The sequence below is a fragment of the Burkholderiales bacterium genome, from assembly GCA_036262035.1.
In the GTDB taxonomy this organism is placed as follows: domain Bacteria; phylum Pseudomonadota; class Gammaproteobacteria; order Burkholderiales; family SG8-41; genus JAQGMV01.
This window is the reverse complement of the sequence record DATAJS010000032.1, coordinates 310893-329514: the sequence shown is the minus strand read 5'-3', so window position 1 is coordinate 329514 and position 18622 is coordinate 310893. Positions and strand designations below refer to the sequence as shown.

Annotated in this window: 20 protein-coding genes; 18 read left to right on the top strand and 2 right to left on the bottom strand. The window is 69.3% G+C overall.

Annotation, left to right across the window (positions count from 1 at the left end):
* The first annotated feature begins 130 nt into the window (after positions 1-130).
* From VHP37_33540 to VHP37_33465, 16 genes are all read left to right on the top strand, one after another.
* A complete protein-coding gene (locus VHP37_33540) occupies positions 131-1477 on the top strand; it encodes an ATP-binding protein (protein ID HEX2831299.1) in 1347 nt (448 codons plus the stop codon).
* Positions 1478-1494: 17 nt separating this feature from the next.
* Positions 1495-2184, top strand: coding sequence for a response regulator (locus VHP37_33535; protein ID HEX2831298.1), 690 nt, complete (start codon positions 1495-1497; stop codon positions 2182-2184).
* 201 nt (positions 2185-2385) lie between these two features.
* Positions 2386-3063, top strand: coding sequence for a DUF3313 domain-containing protein (locus tag VHP37_33530; GenBank protein ID HEX2831297.1), 678 nt, complete (start codon positions 2386-2388; stop codon positions 3061-3063).
* Entirely contained in the window at positions 3060-3521 is a 462-nt protein-coding gene (locus VHP37_33525; GenBank protein HEX2831296.1) for a glycine zipper domain-containing protein, read from the top strand. Before VHP37_33530 ends, VHP37_33525 begins: the two co-directional genes overlap by 4 nt.
* A gap of 9 nt (positions 3522-3530) precedes the next feature.
* Entirely contained in the window at positions 3531-3929 is a 399-nt protein-coding gene (locus VHP37_33520) for a hypothetical protein (GenBank protein HEX2831295.1), read from the top strand.
* Positions 3930-3947: 18 nt separating this feature from the next.
* Entirely contained in the window at positions 3948-4556 is a 609-nt protein-coding gene (locus VHP37_33515) for a paraquat-inducible protein A (protein HEX2831294.1), read from the top strand.
* Entirely contained in the window at positions 4553-5197 is a 645-nt protein-coding gene (locus VHP37_33510) for a paraquat-inducible protein A (GenBank protein ID HEX2831293.1), read from the top strand. The genes VHP37_33515 and VHP37_33510 overlap by 4 nt, the downstream gene beginning before the upstream one ends.
* On the top strand, positions 5178-6860 hold the full coding sequence (locus VHP37_33505; GenBank protein ID HEX2831292.1) for an MlaD family protein: 1683 nt from the start codon (positions 5178-5180) through the stop codon (positions 6858-6860). The genes VHP37_33510 and VHP37_33505 overlap by 20 nt, the downstream gene beginning before the upstream one ends.
* Positions 6857-7474 (top strand): PqiC family protein, encoded by a 618-nt coding sequence (locus tag VHP37_33500; protein HEX2831291.1) that lies wholly within the window; start codon positions 6857-6859, stop codon positions 7472-7474. The genes VHP37_33505 and VHP37_33500 overlap by 4 nt, the downstream gene beginning before the upstream one ends.
* A gap of 20 nt (positions 7475-7494) precedes the next feature.
* Positions 7495-8835 (top strand): DUF2254 domain-containing protein, encoded by a 1341-nt coding sequence (locus VHP37_33495; GenBank protein ID HEX2831290.1) that lies wholly within the window; start codon positions 7495-7497, stop codon positions 8833-8835.
* Positions 8836-8849: 14 nt separating this feature from the next.
* Positions 8850-11537: a glucosidase gene (locus VHP37_33490; protein HEX2831289.1), complete on the top strand. Its 2688-nt coding sequence runs from the start codon at positions 8850-8852 to the stop codon at positions 11535-11537.
* Positions 11538-11551: 14 nt separating this feature from the next.
* Positions 11552-12415: an amino acid ABC transporter substrate-binding protein gene (locus tag VHP37_33485; GenBank protein HEX2831288.1), complete on the top strand. Its 864-nt coding sequence runs from the start codon at positions 11552-11554 to the stop codon at positions 12413-12415.
* 11 nt (positions 12416-12426) lie between these two features.
* Positions 12427-12909, top strand: a complete 483-nt coding sequence (locus VHP37_33480; protein ID HEX2831287.1) for a hypothetical protein — start codon at positions 12427-12429, stop codon at positions 12907-12909.
* Positions 12906-13580, top strand: a complete 675-nt coding sequence (locus VHP37_33475; GenBank protein ID HEX2831286.1) for an ion channel — start codon at positions 12906-12908, stop codon at positions 13578-13580. Before VHP37_33480 ends, VHP37_33475 begins: the two co-directional genes overlap by 4 nt.
* A 515-nt stretch (positions 13581-14095) precedes the next feature.
* A complete protein-coding gene (locus tag VHP37_33470; protein ID HEX2831285.1) occupies positions 14096-14416 on the top strand; it encodes a DUF1330 domain-containing protein in 321 nt (106 codons plus the stop codon).
* 42 nt (positions 14417-14458) lie between these two features.
* Complete coding sequence (locus VHP37_33465; protein ID HEX2831284.1) at positions 14459-14875, top strand: cupin domain-containing protein; 417 nt, start codon at positions 14459-14461, stop codon at positions 14873-14875.
* A gap of 131 nt (positions 14876-15006) precedes the next feature.
* On the opposite strand, the gene VHP37_33460 is transcribed toward VHP37_33465, so the two are convergent.
* On the bottom strand, positions 15007-15822 hold the full coding sequence (locus VHP37_33460; protein HEX2831283.1) for a MipA/OmpV family protein: 816 nt from the start codon (positions 15820-15822) through the stop codon (positions 15007-15009).
* Between the two features lie 84 nt (positions 15823-15906).
* Positions 15907-17076: a hypothetical protein gene (locus VHP37_33455; GenBank protein ID HEX2831282.1), complete on the bottom strand. Its 1170-nt coding sequence runs from the start codon at positions 17074-17076 to the stop codon at positions 15907-15909.
* Between the two features lie 104 nt (positions 17077-17180).
* Here VHP37_33455 and VHP37_33450 point away from each other — a divergent pair, with 104 nt between their 5' ends.
* Positions 17181-18002 carry a DUF2092 domain-containing protein gene (locus VHP37_33450; protein HEX2831281.1) on the top strand — a complete coding sequence of 274 codons (822 nt, stop codon included), beginning with the start codon at positions 17181-17183 and terminating at the stop codon, positions 18000-18002.
* Entirely contained in the window at positions 17999-18601 is a 603-nt protein-coding gene (locus tag VHP37_33445; GenBank protein ID HEX2831280.1) for a hypothetical protein, read from the top strand. Before VHP37_33450 ends, VHP37_33445 begins: the two co-directional genes overlap by 4 nt.
* Positions 18602-18622: the final 21 nt, after the last annotated feature.

Below are 18622 nucleotides of genomic sequence, written 5' to 3'. Positions count from 1 at the left end.
GCGTGTCGGGCTTTATCCGACATGCAGCCGTCGTATTCTCCTGACGTCGCCACGCGTTGCGGCTGCCGCGCGTATGCGCGACACTGGAGGTGGCTGCGCAAGCGGGGGGAAAAGCATCAGTACAACGACCATGCAGCTTCACGCCGAAAGCGCATCGAGCCGGCTCGCGCGCGGCCGCCATCGGCAGACCGAGCAGGCGGCGATCGAATTCGAGCGCGTGCTCACGCGCATCTCCACGACGTTCGCGGGCGCGCCGTGGCACCGCGTCTACCAGGAAGTCGAGCTCGCGCTGAAGGACGTGCTGCGCTCGAACGCGATCGATCAAGCGTGCATCGTCGAAGTGCTTGCGGGCAACGCGGGCGCTTACCTGCGGCACGTCGCGTGCGTCCCCGGCATGCCGCGGGTCGGCGAGCAGCTCGATTACGCCGCGGCCTTTCCGTGGGCTTACGCGCGCACCGTCGGGCGCGGCGAGGCCGTCGCCTTCGCGCGCATCGAGGACGCTCCGCCGGACGCGCGCACCGACGCCGCCACGATGCGCGAGCTCGGCGTGCGCTCGCTGCTGCACGTGCCGCTGCGCGTCGACGGACGCGTGCGCTTCGTCCTCACCGCGGGCGCGAAGCGGCGGCTCCTCGCGTGGCCGCTGCGCACCGTCAACCGCCTCACCGCGCTGGGCGAGATCTTCGCGCACGCGATCGCGCGCGCGCAGGCGGTCGCCGAGCAGGCGCGCGCCGAGCAGGAGATCGACGAGCTGCGCACCCATCAATGGCACTCGGCGCGCGTCGCGCAGACCGCGCCGCTCGTCGCGTCGCTCGCGCACGAGCTCTGCCAGCCGCTCGCCGCGATCCTGAACAACGCGCAGGCGGGCCTGCGCTTCCTCAACCACCGCGACATCGACGTCGACGAGATCCGCGACATCCTCGCGGACATCGTCGCGTCGAACAAGCGCGCGAACGAGGTCCTCGGCGCGCTGCGCGCGATGCTGCGCAGGCGCGGCACCACGCGCACCACGTTCGACATCGCCGACGCGGTCGGCGACGTGCTCGCCCTGGTGCGCAGCGAGCTCATGACCGAGCAGATCGACGTCGACCTCTCGGCCGCGCCGGAGGCTTATGTCCATGCCGACAAGACCCAGATCGAGCAGGTGCTGCTCAACCTCGTGATGAACTCGATCGACGCGATGCGCGCGCTCGAAGGGGCGCGCCGCCTGAACATCGCGGTCTCGGCGAGCGACAAGACCGGGATCGTCGTCTCGGTGAAAGACACCGGCCGGGGGATACCGGCGGACAGGCAGCCGAAGGTTTTCGAGGCGTTCTGGACCACCAAGCACAAGGGTCTGGGGGTGGGGCTGTCGCTGTGCCGTGCGATCGTCGAATCGTACGGGGGCCGCATCTGGTGCGAGCCGAACGTGCCGCGCGGCGCGGCTTTCCGCTTCAGCCTGCCGTGCACGGCGCGAGCGGAAGACGGCGTGGCGATGTGAACGAAACGAGGCGACCGATGAAAACCGAAATCGAAAAAGGCGTCACCGTCTTCGTCATCGACGACGACGACGACGCGCGCAAAGGCCTGTCCCGCCTGGTGCGCAGCGCGGGCTGGCACGTCGAGGACTTCGGCTCGGCGCAGGCGTTCCTCGAGCGCCTGCCGTATTCGGGCGTCGGCTGCGTCATGCTGGACGTGCAGATGCCGGGCATGACCGGCCCGCAATTGCAGGACCGCATGCTCGAGAGCGGCGTGTCGCTGCCGATCGTGTATCTCACCGGCCACGCCGACGTGCCGATGAGCGTGCACGCCATGAAGCACGGCGCGCTCGACGTGCTGCAGAAGCCGGCGGACGATGCGGCGATCGTGCAGGCGATCGGGGCCGCTCTCGCGCGACACGAGCTCGTCGCCGCCGCCGACCGCGAGCGCAGCGACGTGTACGAACGCATCGCGAGACTGTCGCCGCGCGAGCGCGAGGTGATGGAGTGCGTGATCAGCGGGCGCCTCAACAAGCAGATCGCGGGCGATCTCGGCATCACCGAGAAGACGGTCAAGGCCCACCGCGCACGCGTCATGGAGAAGCTCCAGACGCGCTCGGTCGCCGGGCTGGTGCGCCTGTGCGCGCTCGCGGGCATCGAGCCGCGCGACTTCGGCGTCGCGCGCGCCGAGCCGCGCTACCGCAAGGAAGCGTTCGGGTCCTGCGGTTGATCAACCGCTCCATCGTCGAGGCGCACGACGGGCGGATCTGGGCGTCGAGCGCGACCGCGGCGGGTCTGACGATGCACGTCGAGCTTCCCTCCGCCGCGCGCTCCGGCGCCTCATTCGATGGGACCAAGGTCTAATTGTTCGGCTCCTGTGCGCCGCGTACCGTGACTACGCGCTTTCGACGGATTCGCACAGGAGAGGAACATGAGACTGCGAGCGTGCGTCATCGCCGCGCTGCTCGCCGCGGCCGCGCCTGCGTTCGCGCAGGGCGGTGAGGCGGCGGCCAAGCGTCCCCTCAATTCGGGTTTCCTCGGCGATTACTCGAAGCTGAAGCCGGCGCCCGACCGCGAGGGCGTGGTGTCTTACGTCGACCCGTCGGCGAAGATCGGCGGCTACAACAAGATCCTGTTGAGGCCGGCCGAGGTGTACATCTCGCCGAGCACGTCGTACAAGGGCGTGCAGCCCGACGCGTTGAAGCGCATGACCGACACCTTCCTCGGGTCGTTCAGGAAAGCGCTGACCCCCGGCTACGAGATCGTCACCGCGCCGGGTCCGGACGTCCTCGAAGTCCGCACCGCGATCAGCGGCATCCAGCCGGTGTCCGCACCGATGACGCCGCTCGACGTCCTGCCGGCCAAGGTCGTGTTCAACCTCGGGCGCGCGGCGGCCGGCAAGGCGCCGCAGGTGGTCGAGATGCAGGCCGAGATGGAAGTGCTCGATCCGAGCGGCAAGCGCGTCGCGGCGGCAGTCGCCAATCGCAAGGGTGACAAGACGCTGACACAGGGAGACCAGATCACGTGGGACCACCTGCAGGCGATCAGCGACTACTGGGCCAGGAACTTCAGGCAGCGCCTCGACGAGCTGCGCAAGGCGCCGCAATGACGCGCACGAGGTGCTTTGCGCTGGCGGCGCTGTTGACGGCGACGTGCGCAAGCGCGCAGCAACCCATCGTCTACCCCGCGAAAGGCCAGAGCGCCGCGCAGCTGAACCGCGACGAAGGCGAATGCCACGGCTGGGCGAAGCGCTCCACCGGCATCGATCCGGCGGCGGCGTCGCAGCCGGTCTATCAGGAAACCGGGCCGGCGACGGGCGGCGGCGAGCGCGTGCGCGGCGCGGCCCGCGGCGCGCTGGGGGGTGCTGCGATCGGCGCGATCGCGGGTGACGCAGGGCGCGGCGCCGGCATCGGCGCGGTCGCCGGCACGATGATGGGCGGTCGCGAAGCGCGCCGCAACCAGGCCGCCCGCAACGAGCAGGCGGTCGCGCAACAGCAGCAGACCGTCAACACCTATTACCGCGCCTACGCCGCCTGCATGGAAGGCCGCGGCTACACGATCAAGTAAGGAGCGCGCATGAAGACCTCGATGTACGCCGCCGCGCTCCTCGCGGGCGTGTCGTGCGGCGCCGCGTCCGCGGCAGAGACCGGCCTCACCTCGCGCTTCATCTGCGCGACCGTCGAGGCGATGGACTGCGACGCCGGCACCGCGTGCTTCAAGGGCCGCCCGCAGGACATCGGCGCGCCCGCGTTCATGCGGGTCGATCTCGACGCGAAGACGATCGCCGGGCCGAACCGCACGACGCCCATCGTCTTCATGGACAAGAGCTCCGACGGCGTGCAGGTGCTGCTCCAGGGCACCGAGATCGGTTTCGGCTGGACGATGGCGATCGACATGAAAGCCGGCACGATGGCGACCACCCTGGTGAATCGCGAAGGCGCGTTCGTGCTCTTCGGATCGTGCACGCCGCTCTGAGCGCGCGAGGCGGATGCCGTGAACGATGCCGCCCTCATCGCCTGCCACGAATGCGACCTGCTGCAGCGTGAAATCCCGCTCGCCGAGAAGGCGGCCGCGCGCTGCGCCCGCTGCGGCGCGGTGCTCTATCGCAACCAGCCCGGCGGCGTAGAGCGCGGTCTCGCGTTCGCCGCGGCGGCGGCGATGCTGTTCCTCCTGGCCAACGTGTTCCCGCTGGTGGGCCTGCGCGTCGGCGGCGAGCTCGTGCAGACGACGCTCTTCGGCGCGGCGCGCGCGGTGTATCTCAACGGCATGAAGACGGTCGGCGTGCTCGTGCTCATCACGACGGTGATCGCGCCGCTGATCGAGCTCGCCGCGATCCTGTGGCTGCTCGGACCGCTGCTCACGCGCAAGCGGCCTCCGGCCGGCGCGGCGGTGTTCCGCGCGCTGCGCGCATCGCAGCCGTGGCGCATGGCCGAGGTGATGATGCTCGGCGTGCTCGTCGCCCTGGTGAAGCTCGCGCACCTCGCCGAGATCGTTCCCGGCATCGCGCTGTGGTCGCTCGCGACGCTGGTCGTGCTGACCGCGGCGACGCTGTCGAGCTTCGAGCCGCGCGAGCTGTGGCAGAGACTGGATGCCTCGAGATGAGCGCGACCGGCGCGAGCGCGTACCGGCTCGGCCTCATGGCCTGCCACACCTGCGGCAAGCTCGCGCGGCCCGCGCCGGGCGCTCACGAAGGCTGGTGCCCGCGCTGCGGCGCGTCGATGCACTTCCGCAAGCCGAACAGCATCACGCGCACCTGGGCGCTGCTGATCGCGTCGGTCATCCTCTACATCCCGGCGAACGTGCTGCCGGTGATGGAGTCGAGCTCGATCCTCGGCTCGCAGACCGACACGATCATGAGCGGCGTCGTCTATCTCTGGGTGTCGGGCTCGTGGCCGCTCGCGATCGTGGTGTTCGTCGCGAGCGTGGTGGTGCCGCTCGCCAAGATCATCGCGCTCGCGTTCCTCAACACCTCGGTGCAGATGCGATCGACGTGGCAGCCGGTGCAGCGCACCAGGCTGTACCGCGTCGTCGAGCTCGTCGGCCGCTGGTCGATGCTCGACATCTACGTGATCGCGCTGCTCGTGGCGCTGGTGCAGCTCAAGGCCGTGGCCACCATCAACGCGGGCCCCGCGGCGCTCGCGTTCGCGGCGGTGGTCGTGCTGACGATGGTCGCGGCCATGAGCTTCGACCCGCGCCTCATCTGGGACCCTCTGGAGAACAACGATGGCCGAGCACACGCCTGAGTCCGACAACCTCGACCGCGTCGCGACGGCGCGCGAGCAGCCGAAATCGCGCTGGTCGTTCCAAATCGTCTGGCTGATTCCGATCGTGTCGGCGCTGATCGGCGGCTGGCTCGCGGTCAAGGCGATCATGGAAAGAGGTCCGACGATCACCGTCACGTTCCAGAACGCCGAAGGGCTCGAGGCCGGCAAGACCAAGGTCAAGTACAAGGACGTCGAGATCGGCATGGTGAAGGCGGTGACGCTCGACAAGGACCTCAAGCGTGTCGTCGCCACGGCAGAGCTGGTGAAGGACTTCTCGCCACACCTCGTCGAAGATACGCGCTTCTGGGTGGTGCGGCCGCGCATCTCGGGCGGCACGGTGTCGGGACTGTCGACGCTGCTCTCCGGCTCGTACATCGGCGTGGATACCGGAAAATCGAACAAGCACCGCGCGAGCTTCGCGGGCCTCGAGACGCCGCCCATCGTCACTATCGACACCCCCGGGCGCGAGTTCACGCTCCGCAGCCACAACCTCGCGTCGATCGACAGCGGATCGCCGGTGTTCTTCCGCAAGCTCCAGGCCGGACAGGTGACGAGCTACCAGCTCGACAAGGACGGCAAGGGCGTCACGCTCAAGGTCTTCGTCAACGAGCCTTTCGTGCAGTTCGTCACCACCAACACGCGCTTCTTCAACGCGAGCGGGGTCGACCTCAAGCTCGACGCGAGCGGCATCGAGGTGCAGATGCAGTCGGTGGTGTCGCTGCTGCTCGGCGGCATCGCGTTCGAGACGCCCGACGATAACGGCCGCGTCGTGACCGCGGCGACGACCGAGACGCCGTTCAGGCTCTATCCGAACCGCGCCGAGGCGTTGAAGAACCCCGACACCGACCTCGCGAAGTTCGTGCTGGTCTTCAGCGAATCGGTGCGCGGTCTCGCGCCGGGCGCGCCGGTCGATTTCCGCGGGGTCGTGGTCGGCGAGGTGGTCGCCATCCGCGCCGACATCGATCCGAAGACGGGCCAGATCATCATACCGGTCGACGTCAACATCTACGCCGAGCGCATGCGGCTGCGCAGCCGCATCGCCGCCAAGGCGCCGGAGGCGCGCCAGGCTTTCATCGACCGCCTCGTCGACAAGGGACTGCGCGCGCAGCTTCGCACCGGCAGCCTGCTCACCGGCCAGCTCTACGTGGCGCTCGACTTCTTCCCGCAGGCGAAGAAGGCGCCGATGAACTGGGCGGCCACCCCGACGGTGCTGCCGACGACGCCCGGCGCGCGCCAGGAGCTGCAGCAGGCGATCGCGTCGGTCGCGGCGAAGATCGACCGCCTGCCGCTCGACGAGATCGCGCGCGACGCGCGCACCATGATGGGCAGCGCCGACAAGCTGATCAGACGCGTCGACACCGAGGTCACGCCCGACCTGCGGCAGACGCTGCAGAGCGGCACCAGGCTGCTCCAGCGCGTCGACGTCGAGGTCGTGCCCGAAGCCGGCCAGATGATCGTCGACGCACGCAAGGCGCTGGTCAGCGCCGACCGCATGCTCGCATCGGAGTCGCCGATCCAGCAGGATGCGCGATCGACGATGCGCGAAGTGCAGAAAGCCGCCCACGCGTTCCGCATGCTCGCCGATTACCTCGAGCGCAATCCGAGCGCGCTCCTCATGGGCAAGAAGGAGGACACGCCATGAAGCGGGCCGCACCGTCGATCGTTTTGGCGCTCGTGCTCGCCGCGTGCGGCGCATCGCCCAGGGAATCGTTCTACACGCTCTCCGAAAGCTCGGGCGACGAGCGCGCGTCGCTCGCCTCGCAGGATTACGGCGTCGTCGTGGGGCCGGTGTCGATACCGGACCTCGTCGACCGGCCGCAGTTCGTGCTGCGCATGAGCGGCGGCGAAGTGCGCATCGCCGAGCAGGTGCGCTGGGCCGAGCCGCTCAGGGATTCGATCGCCCGCGCGGTCGCGTCCAACCTCGCTCATCAGCTCGACAACGCGCGCGTCGCGCCGCAGACCACGCGCGATCCCGGTGAGAGCGACTACCAGGTGCTGCTCGACGTACAGCGCTTCGATTCGGTGCTCAGCAAGGCGGCGACCCTCGAGGTGGTCTGGACGCTGAGGCGCGGCCGGACGGGCTCGCCCCAGATAGGACGCACGCGGCTGTCGGAAGTGGTCACCGGTTCGAGCTATCACGACCTCGTCGCGGCGCACACGCGCGCGCTCGGCGAGGTCTCGAAGCGCATCGCGGAGGCGATCCGCATCTCGCGCCAGAACGACCTCGCCGCGGCGCCCGCGGGCGGGCCGCGCTGATCTTCGCCCGCCCGCGAAACGTGATCTCCTGGCGCGACCTGTATCGTCTCGTCAGCTACGCCAGGGCGTCGCTGTGGGTCGTCCCGTTCTTCGCCATCGCGACCGAGATGCTCGTGTCGCGCTTCATCCAGGGCCTGGACGCGAGGCTGGGCTGGACGCTCCTCGGCCTCGCGGTGCCCGGCGCGACCTCCCTCTACCAGACGATCATCACCATGACGCTCTCGTTCATGGTGTTCACCTTCGGCTCGCTGCTGGTGGCGATCCAGGTGGCGAGCGGACAGCTCACGCCGCGCATCATCGCGACCACGCTGCTGCGCGACAACACCGTGCGCTACACCGTCGGCCTGTTCGTGTTCACGCTCCTGTACGCGCTGCGCGCGCTCGACCGCATGGAGTCGACGGTGCAGCAGTTCAGCGTGTTCACCGCCGCGCTGCTCGGTCTGTTCTCGCTGGTGATGTTCCTCTTCCTCATCGATTACGCCGCGCGCCTGCTGCGTCCCGCGAGCATCGTGTGGCGAGTCGGCGAGTCGGGCATCGCGGTGCTGGAAGGGGTCCACGCGCGCGACCTCGGCGCCGCGATCACGCGCACCGACGCGCCGTCGCCGCAGGCGCTCGGCGAGGCCGACGCGGTCGTCACCCACGAAGGCGGCTCGGGGACCGTGCTCGCGGTGAATTACCCGGCCCTCTTCGAGCTGGCGAGCTCGACCGGCGGCACCGTCGAGCTCGTGCCGCACGTCGGCGATTTCCTCGCCGTCGACGAGCCGCTGTTCAGGCTGTACGGCGATGCGCGCGCGCTCGACCCCGAGCCGCTGCGCGAAGCGGTCGCGGTCGGGCCGGAGCGCACGATGGAGCAGGACACGACGTTCTCGTTCCGCATCCTCTGCGACATCGCGCTGAAGGCCCTGTCCAAGGCGATCAACGATCCGACCACCGCGGTGCTCGCGATCGACCAGATCCACCGCCTGCTGCGCGTCGCCGGCGAGCGCCACCTCAAGCACGACCAGATCTCCGACCCGGCCGGCCGCGCGCGCGTGATCGTGCGCACCCCGAACTGGGAGGATTACGTCCATCTCGCCTGCCGCGAGATCCGCATCGCCGGCGCCGAGAACATCCAGATCCCGCGGCGCCTGCGGGCGATGCTCGAGAACCTCGTCCACGCGCTGCCCGAGCGGCGGCACAAGGCGCTGCTCGAAGAGCTCGACCTGCTCGAGCGCAGCGTGCAGGCCGCGTATCGCTTTCCCGAGGACCTCGCGCTCGCGCGCACGCCCGACGCGCAGGGCATGGGCGGCGTGACCACGCTCGAAACCGAGGCCGGCGACGCGCGCGAGCCGCGCCGTCCCGAGCTCGCGAAGAGCGCGTGATGGACGGGCCCGCCATGAACGCCGAGCAGACGCGACTCGAGGAGGCGCGCGCCGGGACCGCGGCCTGGAAGAAGTGGGGGCCTTATCTCAGCGAGCGCCAGTGGGGCACGGTGCGCGAGGATTACAGCGAATCGGGCGACGCGTGGAACTACTTCAGCCACGACCAGGCGCGCTCGCGCGCCTATCGCTGGGGCGAGGACGGGCTCGCCGGCATCTGCGACGACAAGCAGTACCTGTGCTTCGCGCTCGCGCTGTGGAACGGCCGCGACCCGATACTGAAGGAGCGTCTCTTCGGCCTGACGAACAGCGAAGGCAATCACGGCGAGGACGTGAAGGAGTACTACTTCTATCTCGACTCGACGCCGACGCATTCGTACATGAAATACCTGTACAAGTATCCGCAGGCGGCGTATCCGTATTCCGAACTGGTCGAGACCAACCGCCGCCGCGGCCGGGGCGAGTACGAGTACGAGCTTCTCGACACCGGGGTCTTCGACGGCGACCGCTATTTCGACGTCTTCGTCGAATACGCGAAGGCCGCGCCCGACGACATCCTGGTGCGCATCACGGTCGAGAACCGCGGCCCCGAGACCGCCGACCTGCACGTGCTGCCGCACCTGTGGTTCCGCAACACCTGGTCGTGGACGACGCAAGGCTGGAAGCCGCTGCTCGCGCAGCACGGGCGCTGGTGCATCGCTGCGTCGCACCCGGTGCTCGGCGACCGCGTGCTCGAATGCGACGGCGCGCCCGAGCTCCTCTTCACCGGCAACGACACCAACAACCAGCGCATCTTCGGCACGCCGAACGCTTCCCCGTACGTGAAGGACGGCATCGGCGAGTACGTCGTCAACGGGCGCCCCGCCGCGGTGGATCCCGGGCGCAGCGGCACCAAGGCCGCGGCGCATTACGCCCTGTCCGTGCCCGCCGGCGGATCGCGCACGCTGCGCCTGCGCCTGCGCGAGGCGGCGCCGACGGTGAGCTTCGACGAGAGCTTCGACGCGGCGATCGATGCGCGGCGCGCCGAGGCCGACGCGTTCTACGCGGGCGTCATCCCGGGCTCGCTGAGCGACGATGCGCGCAACGTGATGCGCCAGGCGCTCGCCGGCATGCTGTGGTCGAAGCAGTTCTACTACTACGACGTGCATCGCTGGCTCGAAGAGCGCGGGGCGGGCGCCCGCGCCGGCGCTCGCCGCAGCGGACCGCGCAACGAGCGCTGGCCGCATCTCTACAACGCCGACATCATCTCGATGCCGGACAAGTGGGAGTACCCCTGGTACGCGGCGTGGGACCTCGCGTTCCACGTGCTCGCGCTGACGCTGGTCGACGAGGACTTCGGCATGGACCAGCTCGAGCTCATGCTGCGCTCGCAGTACCTGCACCCCAGCGGCCAGATCCCCGCCTACGAATGGAACTTCGGCGACGTCAATCCGCCGGTGCACGCGTGGGCGACGATCTTCACCCACCGCCTGCAGAAGCTGCGTCACGGCACGGCGGACTACGAGTGGCTGGAGCACGCCTTCCACAAGCTGCTCCTGAACTTCACGTGGTGGGTGAACCGCAAGGACCGCGACGGCAGCAACGTCTTCGAAGGCGGTTTTCTCGGTCTCGACAACATCGGCGTGTTCGACCGCAGCGCGCCGCTGCCCACCGGCGGCTATCTCGAGCAGGCGGACGGCACCGCGTGGATGGCGCTGTTCTGCCAGAACATGCTGGAGATCACCGGCGAGCTCGCGCTGGAGCGTCCGGCGTACATCGAGATGATGCTCAAGTTCGCCGAGCACTTCCTGTGGATCGCGAGCTCGATGCTCACGACCGGCGGCGGGACCGGCATGTGGGACGAGGACGACGGCTTCTTCTACGACGTGCTGCGCACGCCCGACGGGCGCGCCGAGCGGCTCAAGGTGCGCTCCATGGTCGGGCTGCTGCCGCTGTGCGCGGCGACGGTGTTCGAAGGCGAAGTGATCCGCAAGTATCCCGGCGTCGGCGAGCGCCTGAGGCGCTTTCTCGAGCGCCGGCACGATCTGCGCGCGTTCATCCACGATCCGGGTCTCACCGGGCACTCGGGCCGCAGGCTCGCTTCCATCCTCGACGAGACCAGGCTGCGGCGCGTGCTCGCGACGATGCTCGACGAGAGCGAGTTCCTGAGCCCCTGCGGCATACGCGCGCTGTCGCGCCGTCACGGCGACCGGCCGTACGTCTTTCGCTGCGGCGGCGAGGAATACACGGTGTCGTACCTGCCCGCCGAATCGGACAGCGGCATGTTCGGCGGCAACTCGAACTGGCGCGGACCGATCTGGATGCCGGTGAACATGCTGATCATCCGCGCGCTGCTGCACTACCACATGTTCTACGGCGACGATTTCACGATCGAGTGTCCCACCGGCTCCGGCCGCCGGATGACGCTCTACCAGGTCGCCGGGGAGATCGGCCGCAGGCTCGCCGCGATCTTCCTGCGCGGCGAGGACGGCCGCCGGCCGGTGTACGGCGGCATGGAGAAGTTCCAGAGCGACCCGCACTGGCGCGACCTCATCCTCTTCCACGAATACTTCCACGGCGACAACGGCGCGGGACTCGGCGCGAGCCACCAGACCGGCTGGACCGGCATCGTCGCGCGCATCCTGCACCTGTTCGCGACGTCCACGGGCGAGCAGTTCCTGAAGGTCGGCAAGACCCCACCCATCGTCGACCGCGAAGCGGCGTAAACGGAGAAAGCGACATGAACACACGTGCGATGTTTCTCGCCGGCTGCATGCTCCTCACCTCGGCGGCGCCGGTCCTCGCGGCCGAGAAGGGCGCGCTCGATCGCATCCGGGAGCGCGGAGCGATCAACCTCGGCTACATGCAGGACGCGGTGCCGTTCTCCTTCCTCGGCGCGGACAAGCAGGCGCAGGGCTATTCGGTCGAGCTGTGCCGCGAGGTCGCGCGCGGCATACGCGAGCAGCTCAAGCTGGACAAGCTCGAGGCGCGCTGGGTGCCGATCACGATCGACGAGCGCATCGAATCGGTGAAAAGCGGCAAGGTCGACATCGAGTGCAGCACGACGACGTGGACCCTCTCGCGCAACGCCGCGGTGGACTTCAGCCTCATCACCTTCGTCGACGGCGGCAGCATCCTTGCAAAAGCGGCCGGAAACCCGATGTCGCGCTTCCAGGACTTCGACGGGCGCAAGGTCGCGGTGATCGCGGGCACCACGACCGAGAAGGTGCTGCGCGCGTCGCTCGCGCAGCGCAAGATGAAGTCCGAGGTGATCACCGTGCCGACGCGAGGCGCCGGCCTCAAGCTCCTCGAAGACGCGCGCGTCGACGGCTTCGCGGCCGATCGCACCACGCTGATCGGCATCGCCGCGACCACGCCGGGCAAGGGTTCGTTCGTCCTGCTCGACGAGGATTTCTCGGTCGAGCCTTACGCGCTCGCGCTGCCGCGCGGCGACCCCGAGTTCAGGCTCGCGGTGAACCGCGTGCTCGCGCGCCTCTACCGCGACGGCGACATCGTGCGCATCTACAACCGCTGGCTCGGCAGCCTCGGGCCGCCGAGCGTGCTGCTGTCCGCGACGTACTACATCCAGGGCTTGAGCGAGTGAGCGGGGCGGCGATGAACCGCCCGGCGTTCGCGATCGCCGCTCTGCTCGCCGCAACGGCGGCAGGGGCGCAGGCGCCGAGCTATTCGACGCTGACCTTGCCCGATTTCAGGCAGCCCTTCCCGGTGAAGACGCTCGCGACGGGCGAGAAGTGCGCCGACTGCGGCCGCGTGCAGTCGGTGCGCGAAGTGGCGACCGAGCGCAAGGCCGCGGTGCCGACGACTTTCCAGGGCAGCTCGCGCGGCATCGGCGAGACCCATCTCGTCGGCGCGGTGCTCTACCTGCCGCTGTCGACGCGGGCCGACGACAAGCCGTTCCTCGGCGGCGTCGGCACGCCGGAGATGCGCCAGCGCTTCGGCGAGTCCACCTACGCGGTGACGGTGAAGCTCGACGACGCCACCACGCGCGTCGTCCATCGCCCCGACGGCAGCCGCTTCAACGTCGGAGACCGGGTGCGCATACTGGGCGCGAACGACATGGAGCTCGTGGTCGATTGAAAGCGCTGAGCGAAAACCCGCGCTACGCGTGGGCGCTGGAAAAGCGCTGCCTGCTGCTGCTCGTCGCGGTGCTGGTCCTGATGGTCGCCACGCCGATCCTGACCTTCGTCGACCACGGACGCTCGCTGCTCGGGTTGCTCAACGTGCTGGTCTTCGCGACCGGGATCTCCGCCGTCGCACGCTCGACGGTGTCGATATCCGCCGCGGTGGCGCTCGGCGCGGCCGCGCTGTTCTTCCAGACGCTCGCGATCCAGTCCCAGACCGAAGCGCACTTCGCGCTGTCGTGGAGCGTGGCCGCGGCGTTCTACGCGTACACGATCGCGCACCTCCTGCACTACGTGCTGCACCGGGACACGATGACGGCCGACAAGCTCTACGGCGCGGTCGCCGCCTATCTCATGATCGGGCTGATGTGGGCGTTCGTGTACGGCGTCGCGCAGTACTTCGACCCGGAGAGCTACGCCTACCACGGCGCGCCGAAGCGGCTCGACATCGCCGAGCTCGTCTTCTTCAGCTTCGCCGTGCTGACGACCGCCGGCTTCGGAGACATCACGCCCGTCGCGATACAGGCGCGCTTCCTGACGATCTTCGAGGCGGTGACCGGCGTGATGTACGTGGCCATACTCATCGCGCGCCTGACGGGGGTCTATCCGCACGAACCGCGGCGGTGATTTTCGGCTGCCGTCCATCATGGGGCGTGTTAGTCCTACTGTGTCATTGCGAGGAGCCGCGCGCGCGGCGACGAAGCAATCCCGAGGCGCTCGGGACGGCTCGTGCGCCACGAGATCGCCACGGCTCGCTGTGCGAGCCTCGCGATGACACAGTACGATTAGCCGCGACAGCGCCGTAACGCACCGCGCCTGAGCCGTTCGTCCTGAGCGTAGCGCAGCGAAGTCAAAGGGCGAACGCCGTCATCCGGACGCGTCGAGGCGATCGCGCACCAGCCCCGTCATCCCGGATGCCTCGAAAGCGTGATCGCGGCACCACCCCCGTCATCCCGGGCGCGTCGCGACAGCGCACGCGATCCGGGATCCATCTCGACGTTGAAGCCCTTCGAATCGGCAGGACTGACGCGTCTGCTGTTGCTCCCATGACGCGCGGCTTCGAGCCGGCCCGTCGAAAATGTGCGACCATCTTCGCGCGGTTACAGCATCCCGACTTGGCGTTCGGCGAGAGTGGAGGGTGAGTGCAAGCACAAAACCCCGTCTATCGGGTTGCAAGTCTCTGGATACGCCCGGGCTCCATCGCTGCATTCGAGGCCTACGAGCGCAAGGCCGCGCGCATCATGCGCAAGTACGGCGGTTCGATCGAGAAGGCCGTCCGCATCGGCGAGGAGGGCGGGTCGGAGCATCCGTTCGAGATCCACGTCGTCAGCTTTCCCGATCAGGACCGATTCGCCGCCTATCGCGCCGATCCGGAGGTCGCCGCTCTTGCACCCGAGCGTGAAGCGGTCATACTCAAGACGATCGTGGTCTCCGGCATCGGCGGCCCGTCATATGCCGCCTGACAAGTCCATGCGCCGCGGTAGCGCACTCCGAAGGAAGCCTGCATGGCCGATACGCTGAAGCTCATCCGATACGAAGCCGCCGACGCCGTGGCATTCGGACCGCTGTCCGAGTACCGCGCGCTCGTGAACGACGACCATTCCGATCTTGCGATTCGAACCGGGATACAGACTTGCCGACCCGGCTACGAAACCAGGCCGCACTGGCATCCGTACGTCGAGATACTGCACATCCTCGAAGGCGAAGCGCAGGCGTGGGAAGTCGGTCGTGAGCACCTCGGGACGGTGCTCCGGGCGGGCGACACGCTCGTCATACCGGCGCGCACGTGGCACGCGTTCCGCGTCGCGGGCGAGCGCACGCTGCGGCTGCTGGGGACACACCTGTCGAGCCAGCGCACCGTCCACTACGACGACGGGTCGACCTCCCTCGGAGTGAAAGCACCGTCGCGCCCCCTAGGATGAAAGCGGCGCGTTACGGCTAACCCCGGGTGTTAAAGGAAAGGAGGTTCAAGGAGGGAAACCTTGGTTTCCCTCCTTGGCGTAACCGGCCAGAGCGAGCGTAGCGAGCGGCGGTGCAGGCGCGAAGCGCCTGCCTACCGCCACATGTAGCCGACCCCGATCCCGCCGATCACCTGCGTCTTGTCGCCCTGCTGCGAGACGACCGGGCTGTCCTTGGGATCGCCGGCGATCTGCGAGATGCGCACGCCCGCCGCGCCCATCCAGTTGCGGCTGAAGTACATCACGCCGCCGAGGGTGACGAAGTATTCGTTGATGCCGCTGCCGGCGTTGAACAGCGGCAGCCCCGACGTGCCGACGTTCTGCGGCGTCACGCTGAAGTAATGGCCGTTGTACTTGCTGTCGCCGTAGATCAGGCCGGCGCCGATGTGCAGGTCGATGCTGCGCGAGACCTGCTGCCAGTAGCGCGCGTTCAATCGCGCGCGGAAGCCGTCCGATTCGCCGCCGGCGTCCCACAGCAGCGTCGCGCCGAGGATGAAGCGGTTGCGCGGGTTGCCGCGGTCCGACCACACGATCTCGCCGAAGACCCCGGCCTCGACCGTGCCGTCGATCGGCACCATCTGTCTCACCAGCGGATCGTCGACGTCGTCGTCGCGGCCGAAGTGGTAGTTGATCACCGGGCCGAACCTGAAACCCTTGTTGTCGAGCACGTTGAGCGAGAGCTCGGTCACGTTGAGCTGGATGTAGCGCTCGGTGCCCTGGAAGGTGTAGCGGCCGAAAGGCGCGATGGCGCTGGTCTTGTCGTCCGAACCCTTGTAGTCCGGCGCGAAACCCAGGCCGACGCCGAAGATCGCTGGGATCGTGTCGAGCTCGAGGAACGCCTGGGCGGACGCGTCGAGGCTGACCAGCGCGAGCGCGGCCGCGATCGCCGCCTTCGTGAACGGTTTCTTCATGTCGTCTGCCTTTCGTAAACGAGCGTTGCGGACGCCGGAATCATTTCCCATGCACTCGAAGCCGCAAATTGGACCTTGGTCCCATCAGCGCGTCTCCAGACCGGGAAGAGCGTCGAGTCGCGCCTCGATCCTGGCGACCATGCGGCGGTAGAGCGCGGCGCCGACGCCGCCGTAGTCGCGGCGGAACTGCTCGGTGGTCAGGTTCTCGGGCAGGTCGTGCACCGCGGGGAAGAAGTCGCCCGCCGAGAAACCGCGGGCGAGCCGTGCCTGGAGCGCACGGGCGGACGCCTCCGAGCGCGTCGCCGCGCCCGCGAAGCGCACGCCCGCGCGATCGGCGGCCAGGTCGGCGAAGGAGAAGCCGCTGCCGTGCGTGAGCGCGTCGAGCTCTTCCTTCATGAGGCCGGCGGCATCGGCGGCGATCGGGTGCCGCAGCACCGCGAGCGCCGCGCTCAGGGTGTAGTGCCTGGCCCAGTCTTCGCGGCCGTTCAGGGTGACGCCTTCCCGCAGCGCGGCGATCGACCGCATCAGCTTGGGGTCGAGCGTGATCCCGACGAGGCGCGCGGCGCGCTCGTCGCCCAGCGCGATGCCCAGCGCGAGCAGCGCGGCGCGGTTGTGCTCGACCGGGTCGGCGTTATCGCGCGGCGGCGCGAAGGCCGCTTCCACGAGCGCGGCGAAGCGCGCGTCGCCCGACGCTTGCGACGTGTCCGCCGCGGCCAGCCGCCGAAGCTGGACCTCGGTGGCTCGCGCGAGCGCGGCCGACGGCGCCGAGATCCACACCCACAGGCCCGCCGCGGCGAGCAGCGCGGCCGCCGCGAGCGCGGTCTTCCATGCGTGATAGCGAAAACCGAGTCCGAAACCCACGCCGGCGATCACGGCGGCGACCGGCACGATGGCGTTCGCGGCCATGGGCAGGTGGCCGAGCTTGAACGAGCGCACCGCGATCGCGAGCGCCACGACGATCCACGGCATCACGGCGATCCGCAGCAGTTGCCGGCGCGGGCTGCGCGCGCGCTCCAGCGTGAAGGTCGCGAGCATGCCCGCCGAGCCGTAGAAGAGACCATGGATGCCGAGCGCGGCGACGAGGTAGGCGAGCTTGGGCGTCCCGCCGAGCGCCGACTGCACCAGCTCGATCGCGCGTTCCGGCGGGAGCAGCGGCGCGGGCGTGACGACGAGCGCGAGCAGCACCAGCGCCGCGGCGCCCGTCCGCGTCGCGAAGCTGTAAACGCCGGCCGTCGTGGTCGCCGCGGTGCTCATCGCGTCGCACGATGGGACTCCGATGCGCAGCCGCGGGCCATTGGACCATCGTCCAATTGGCCGCGCGAGCACGCCCGTCCTATAAGCGGACCACGACCATGCGCATGACCCACGCCATCAAAGCGTCCCCGCTCGTCGTCGCGCTCGCCTGCGGCCTGGCGGCCGGCTACGCGAGCGCGCAGCCGGCGCCGGCCGCCAGGCCCGCACCCACCGCGTCCGAAGCGCGGGCGCGCGAGGTGCTCGCGGGGATGGGACGGTTCGTCGCCGGCGTGCAGAGCTTCAGCGTGAAAGTGCAGGCAGCGTTCGACACCGTCCAGCGCTCGGGCGAGAAGATCGAGTTCGGCGAAGCGCGCACGATCACCCTGTCGCGTCCCGACCGCCTGCGCGTCGAGAGCGAGCGCAGCGACGGCCGCCGCGTCACCACGGTGTTCGACGGTAAAGAGATCGTGCTCGTCGACGCCACGGCGAACGTCTATGCGACCGCCGCCCAGCGCGGCGGCATCGACGACGCGGTGAAGTACTTCGTGGGCGATCTCGGCATGCGCCTGCCGCTGGCGCTGCTCCTCGTCTCCACGCTGCCCGACGAGCTCGATTCGCGCGTGCGCTCGATCCGCTACGTCGAGCGCACCAGCCTCTACGGCGCGCCGGCGCACCATCTCGCCGCGCGCACCGCGACCACCGACGTGCAGATATGGATCGCAGACGGCGACCAGCCGTTCCCGCAGCGCGTCGTCATCACCTATCGAACCGCCGCGGGCCGGCCGCAATACCGGGCGATGCTCACCGACTGGAATGTCGCACCCGGCGCGGGCGACGCGACGTTCAGCCTGAAGCCGCCCGCGGGCGCGCAGAAGGTCGCGTTCGCGGCGCAGTTGCCGCGGCTTGCGACCGGGGCGCGCATGAAGCGCGCCGGAGCGGTCAAGTGAAGCTGCGTGCCATCGCCTTCGCGTCGTGCGCGTGTGCGTTTGCCATGACGATCGCGCTCGACGTCGATGCGGCGCGAGGCGGAGGCGGTGGCGGGCGCGGCGGCGGCGGTTTCGGCGGCGGGGGATTCGCGCGCGGCGGCGTCGCGGGCTCCGGGGCGTTCGCCGGATCGCGGCTGGGGCCGTCGCAGATGCCCGCGCCGCGCGTCGAGCGTCCGGCCGCGCCGGTTGCGGACCGCCCCGGTCTGTCCGGCGATCGCGTGCAGAACCTGCCCGCGGATCCCAACCGCGGCGACCGGATACAGAACCTGCCGCAGAACCCGAACCGCGGCGATTCGAGCCCGCCGGTGCCGAGCCATCCCGACTGCCGGAGCAACTGCTGGGACGCGGAAGACGCCGCGAAAGCGGCGATCGCGATCGGCGCGGCGCGGGCGGCGTCCGCCGCCGCGACCTCGAGCGTGCTCACGGCTGCCCCGTGCGACGTGGCGCCGGTGCCCTACGACGGCGTGCCGTATTACCACTGCACGGGCACGTGGTACGCGCCCGGCTACGCCGGCGAAGGCGTGGTGTACCAGCCCGTTCCGCCGCCGCCGGGTCATTGACGCCGACACAGGCCGCCGTCG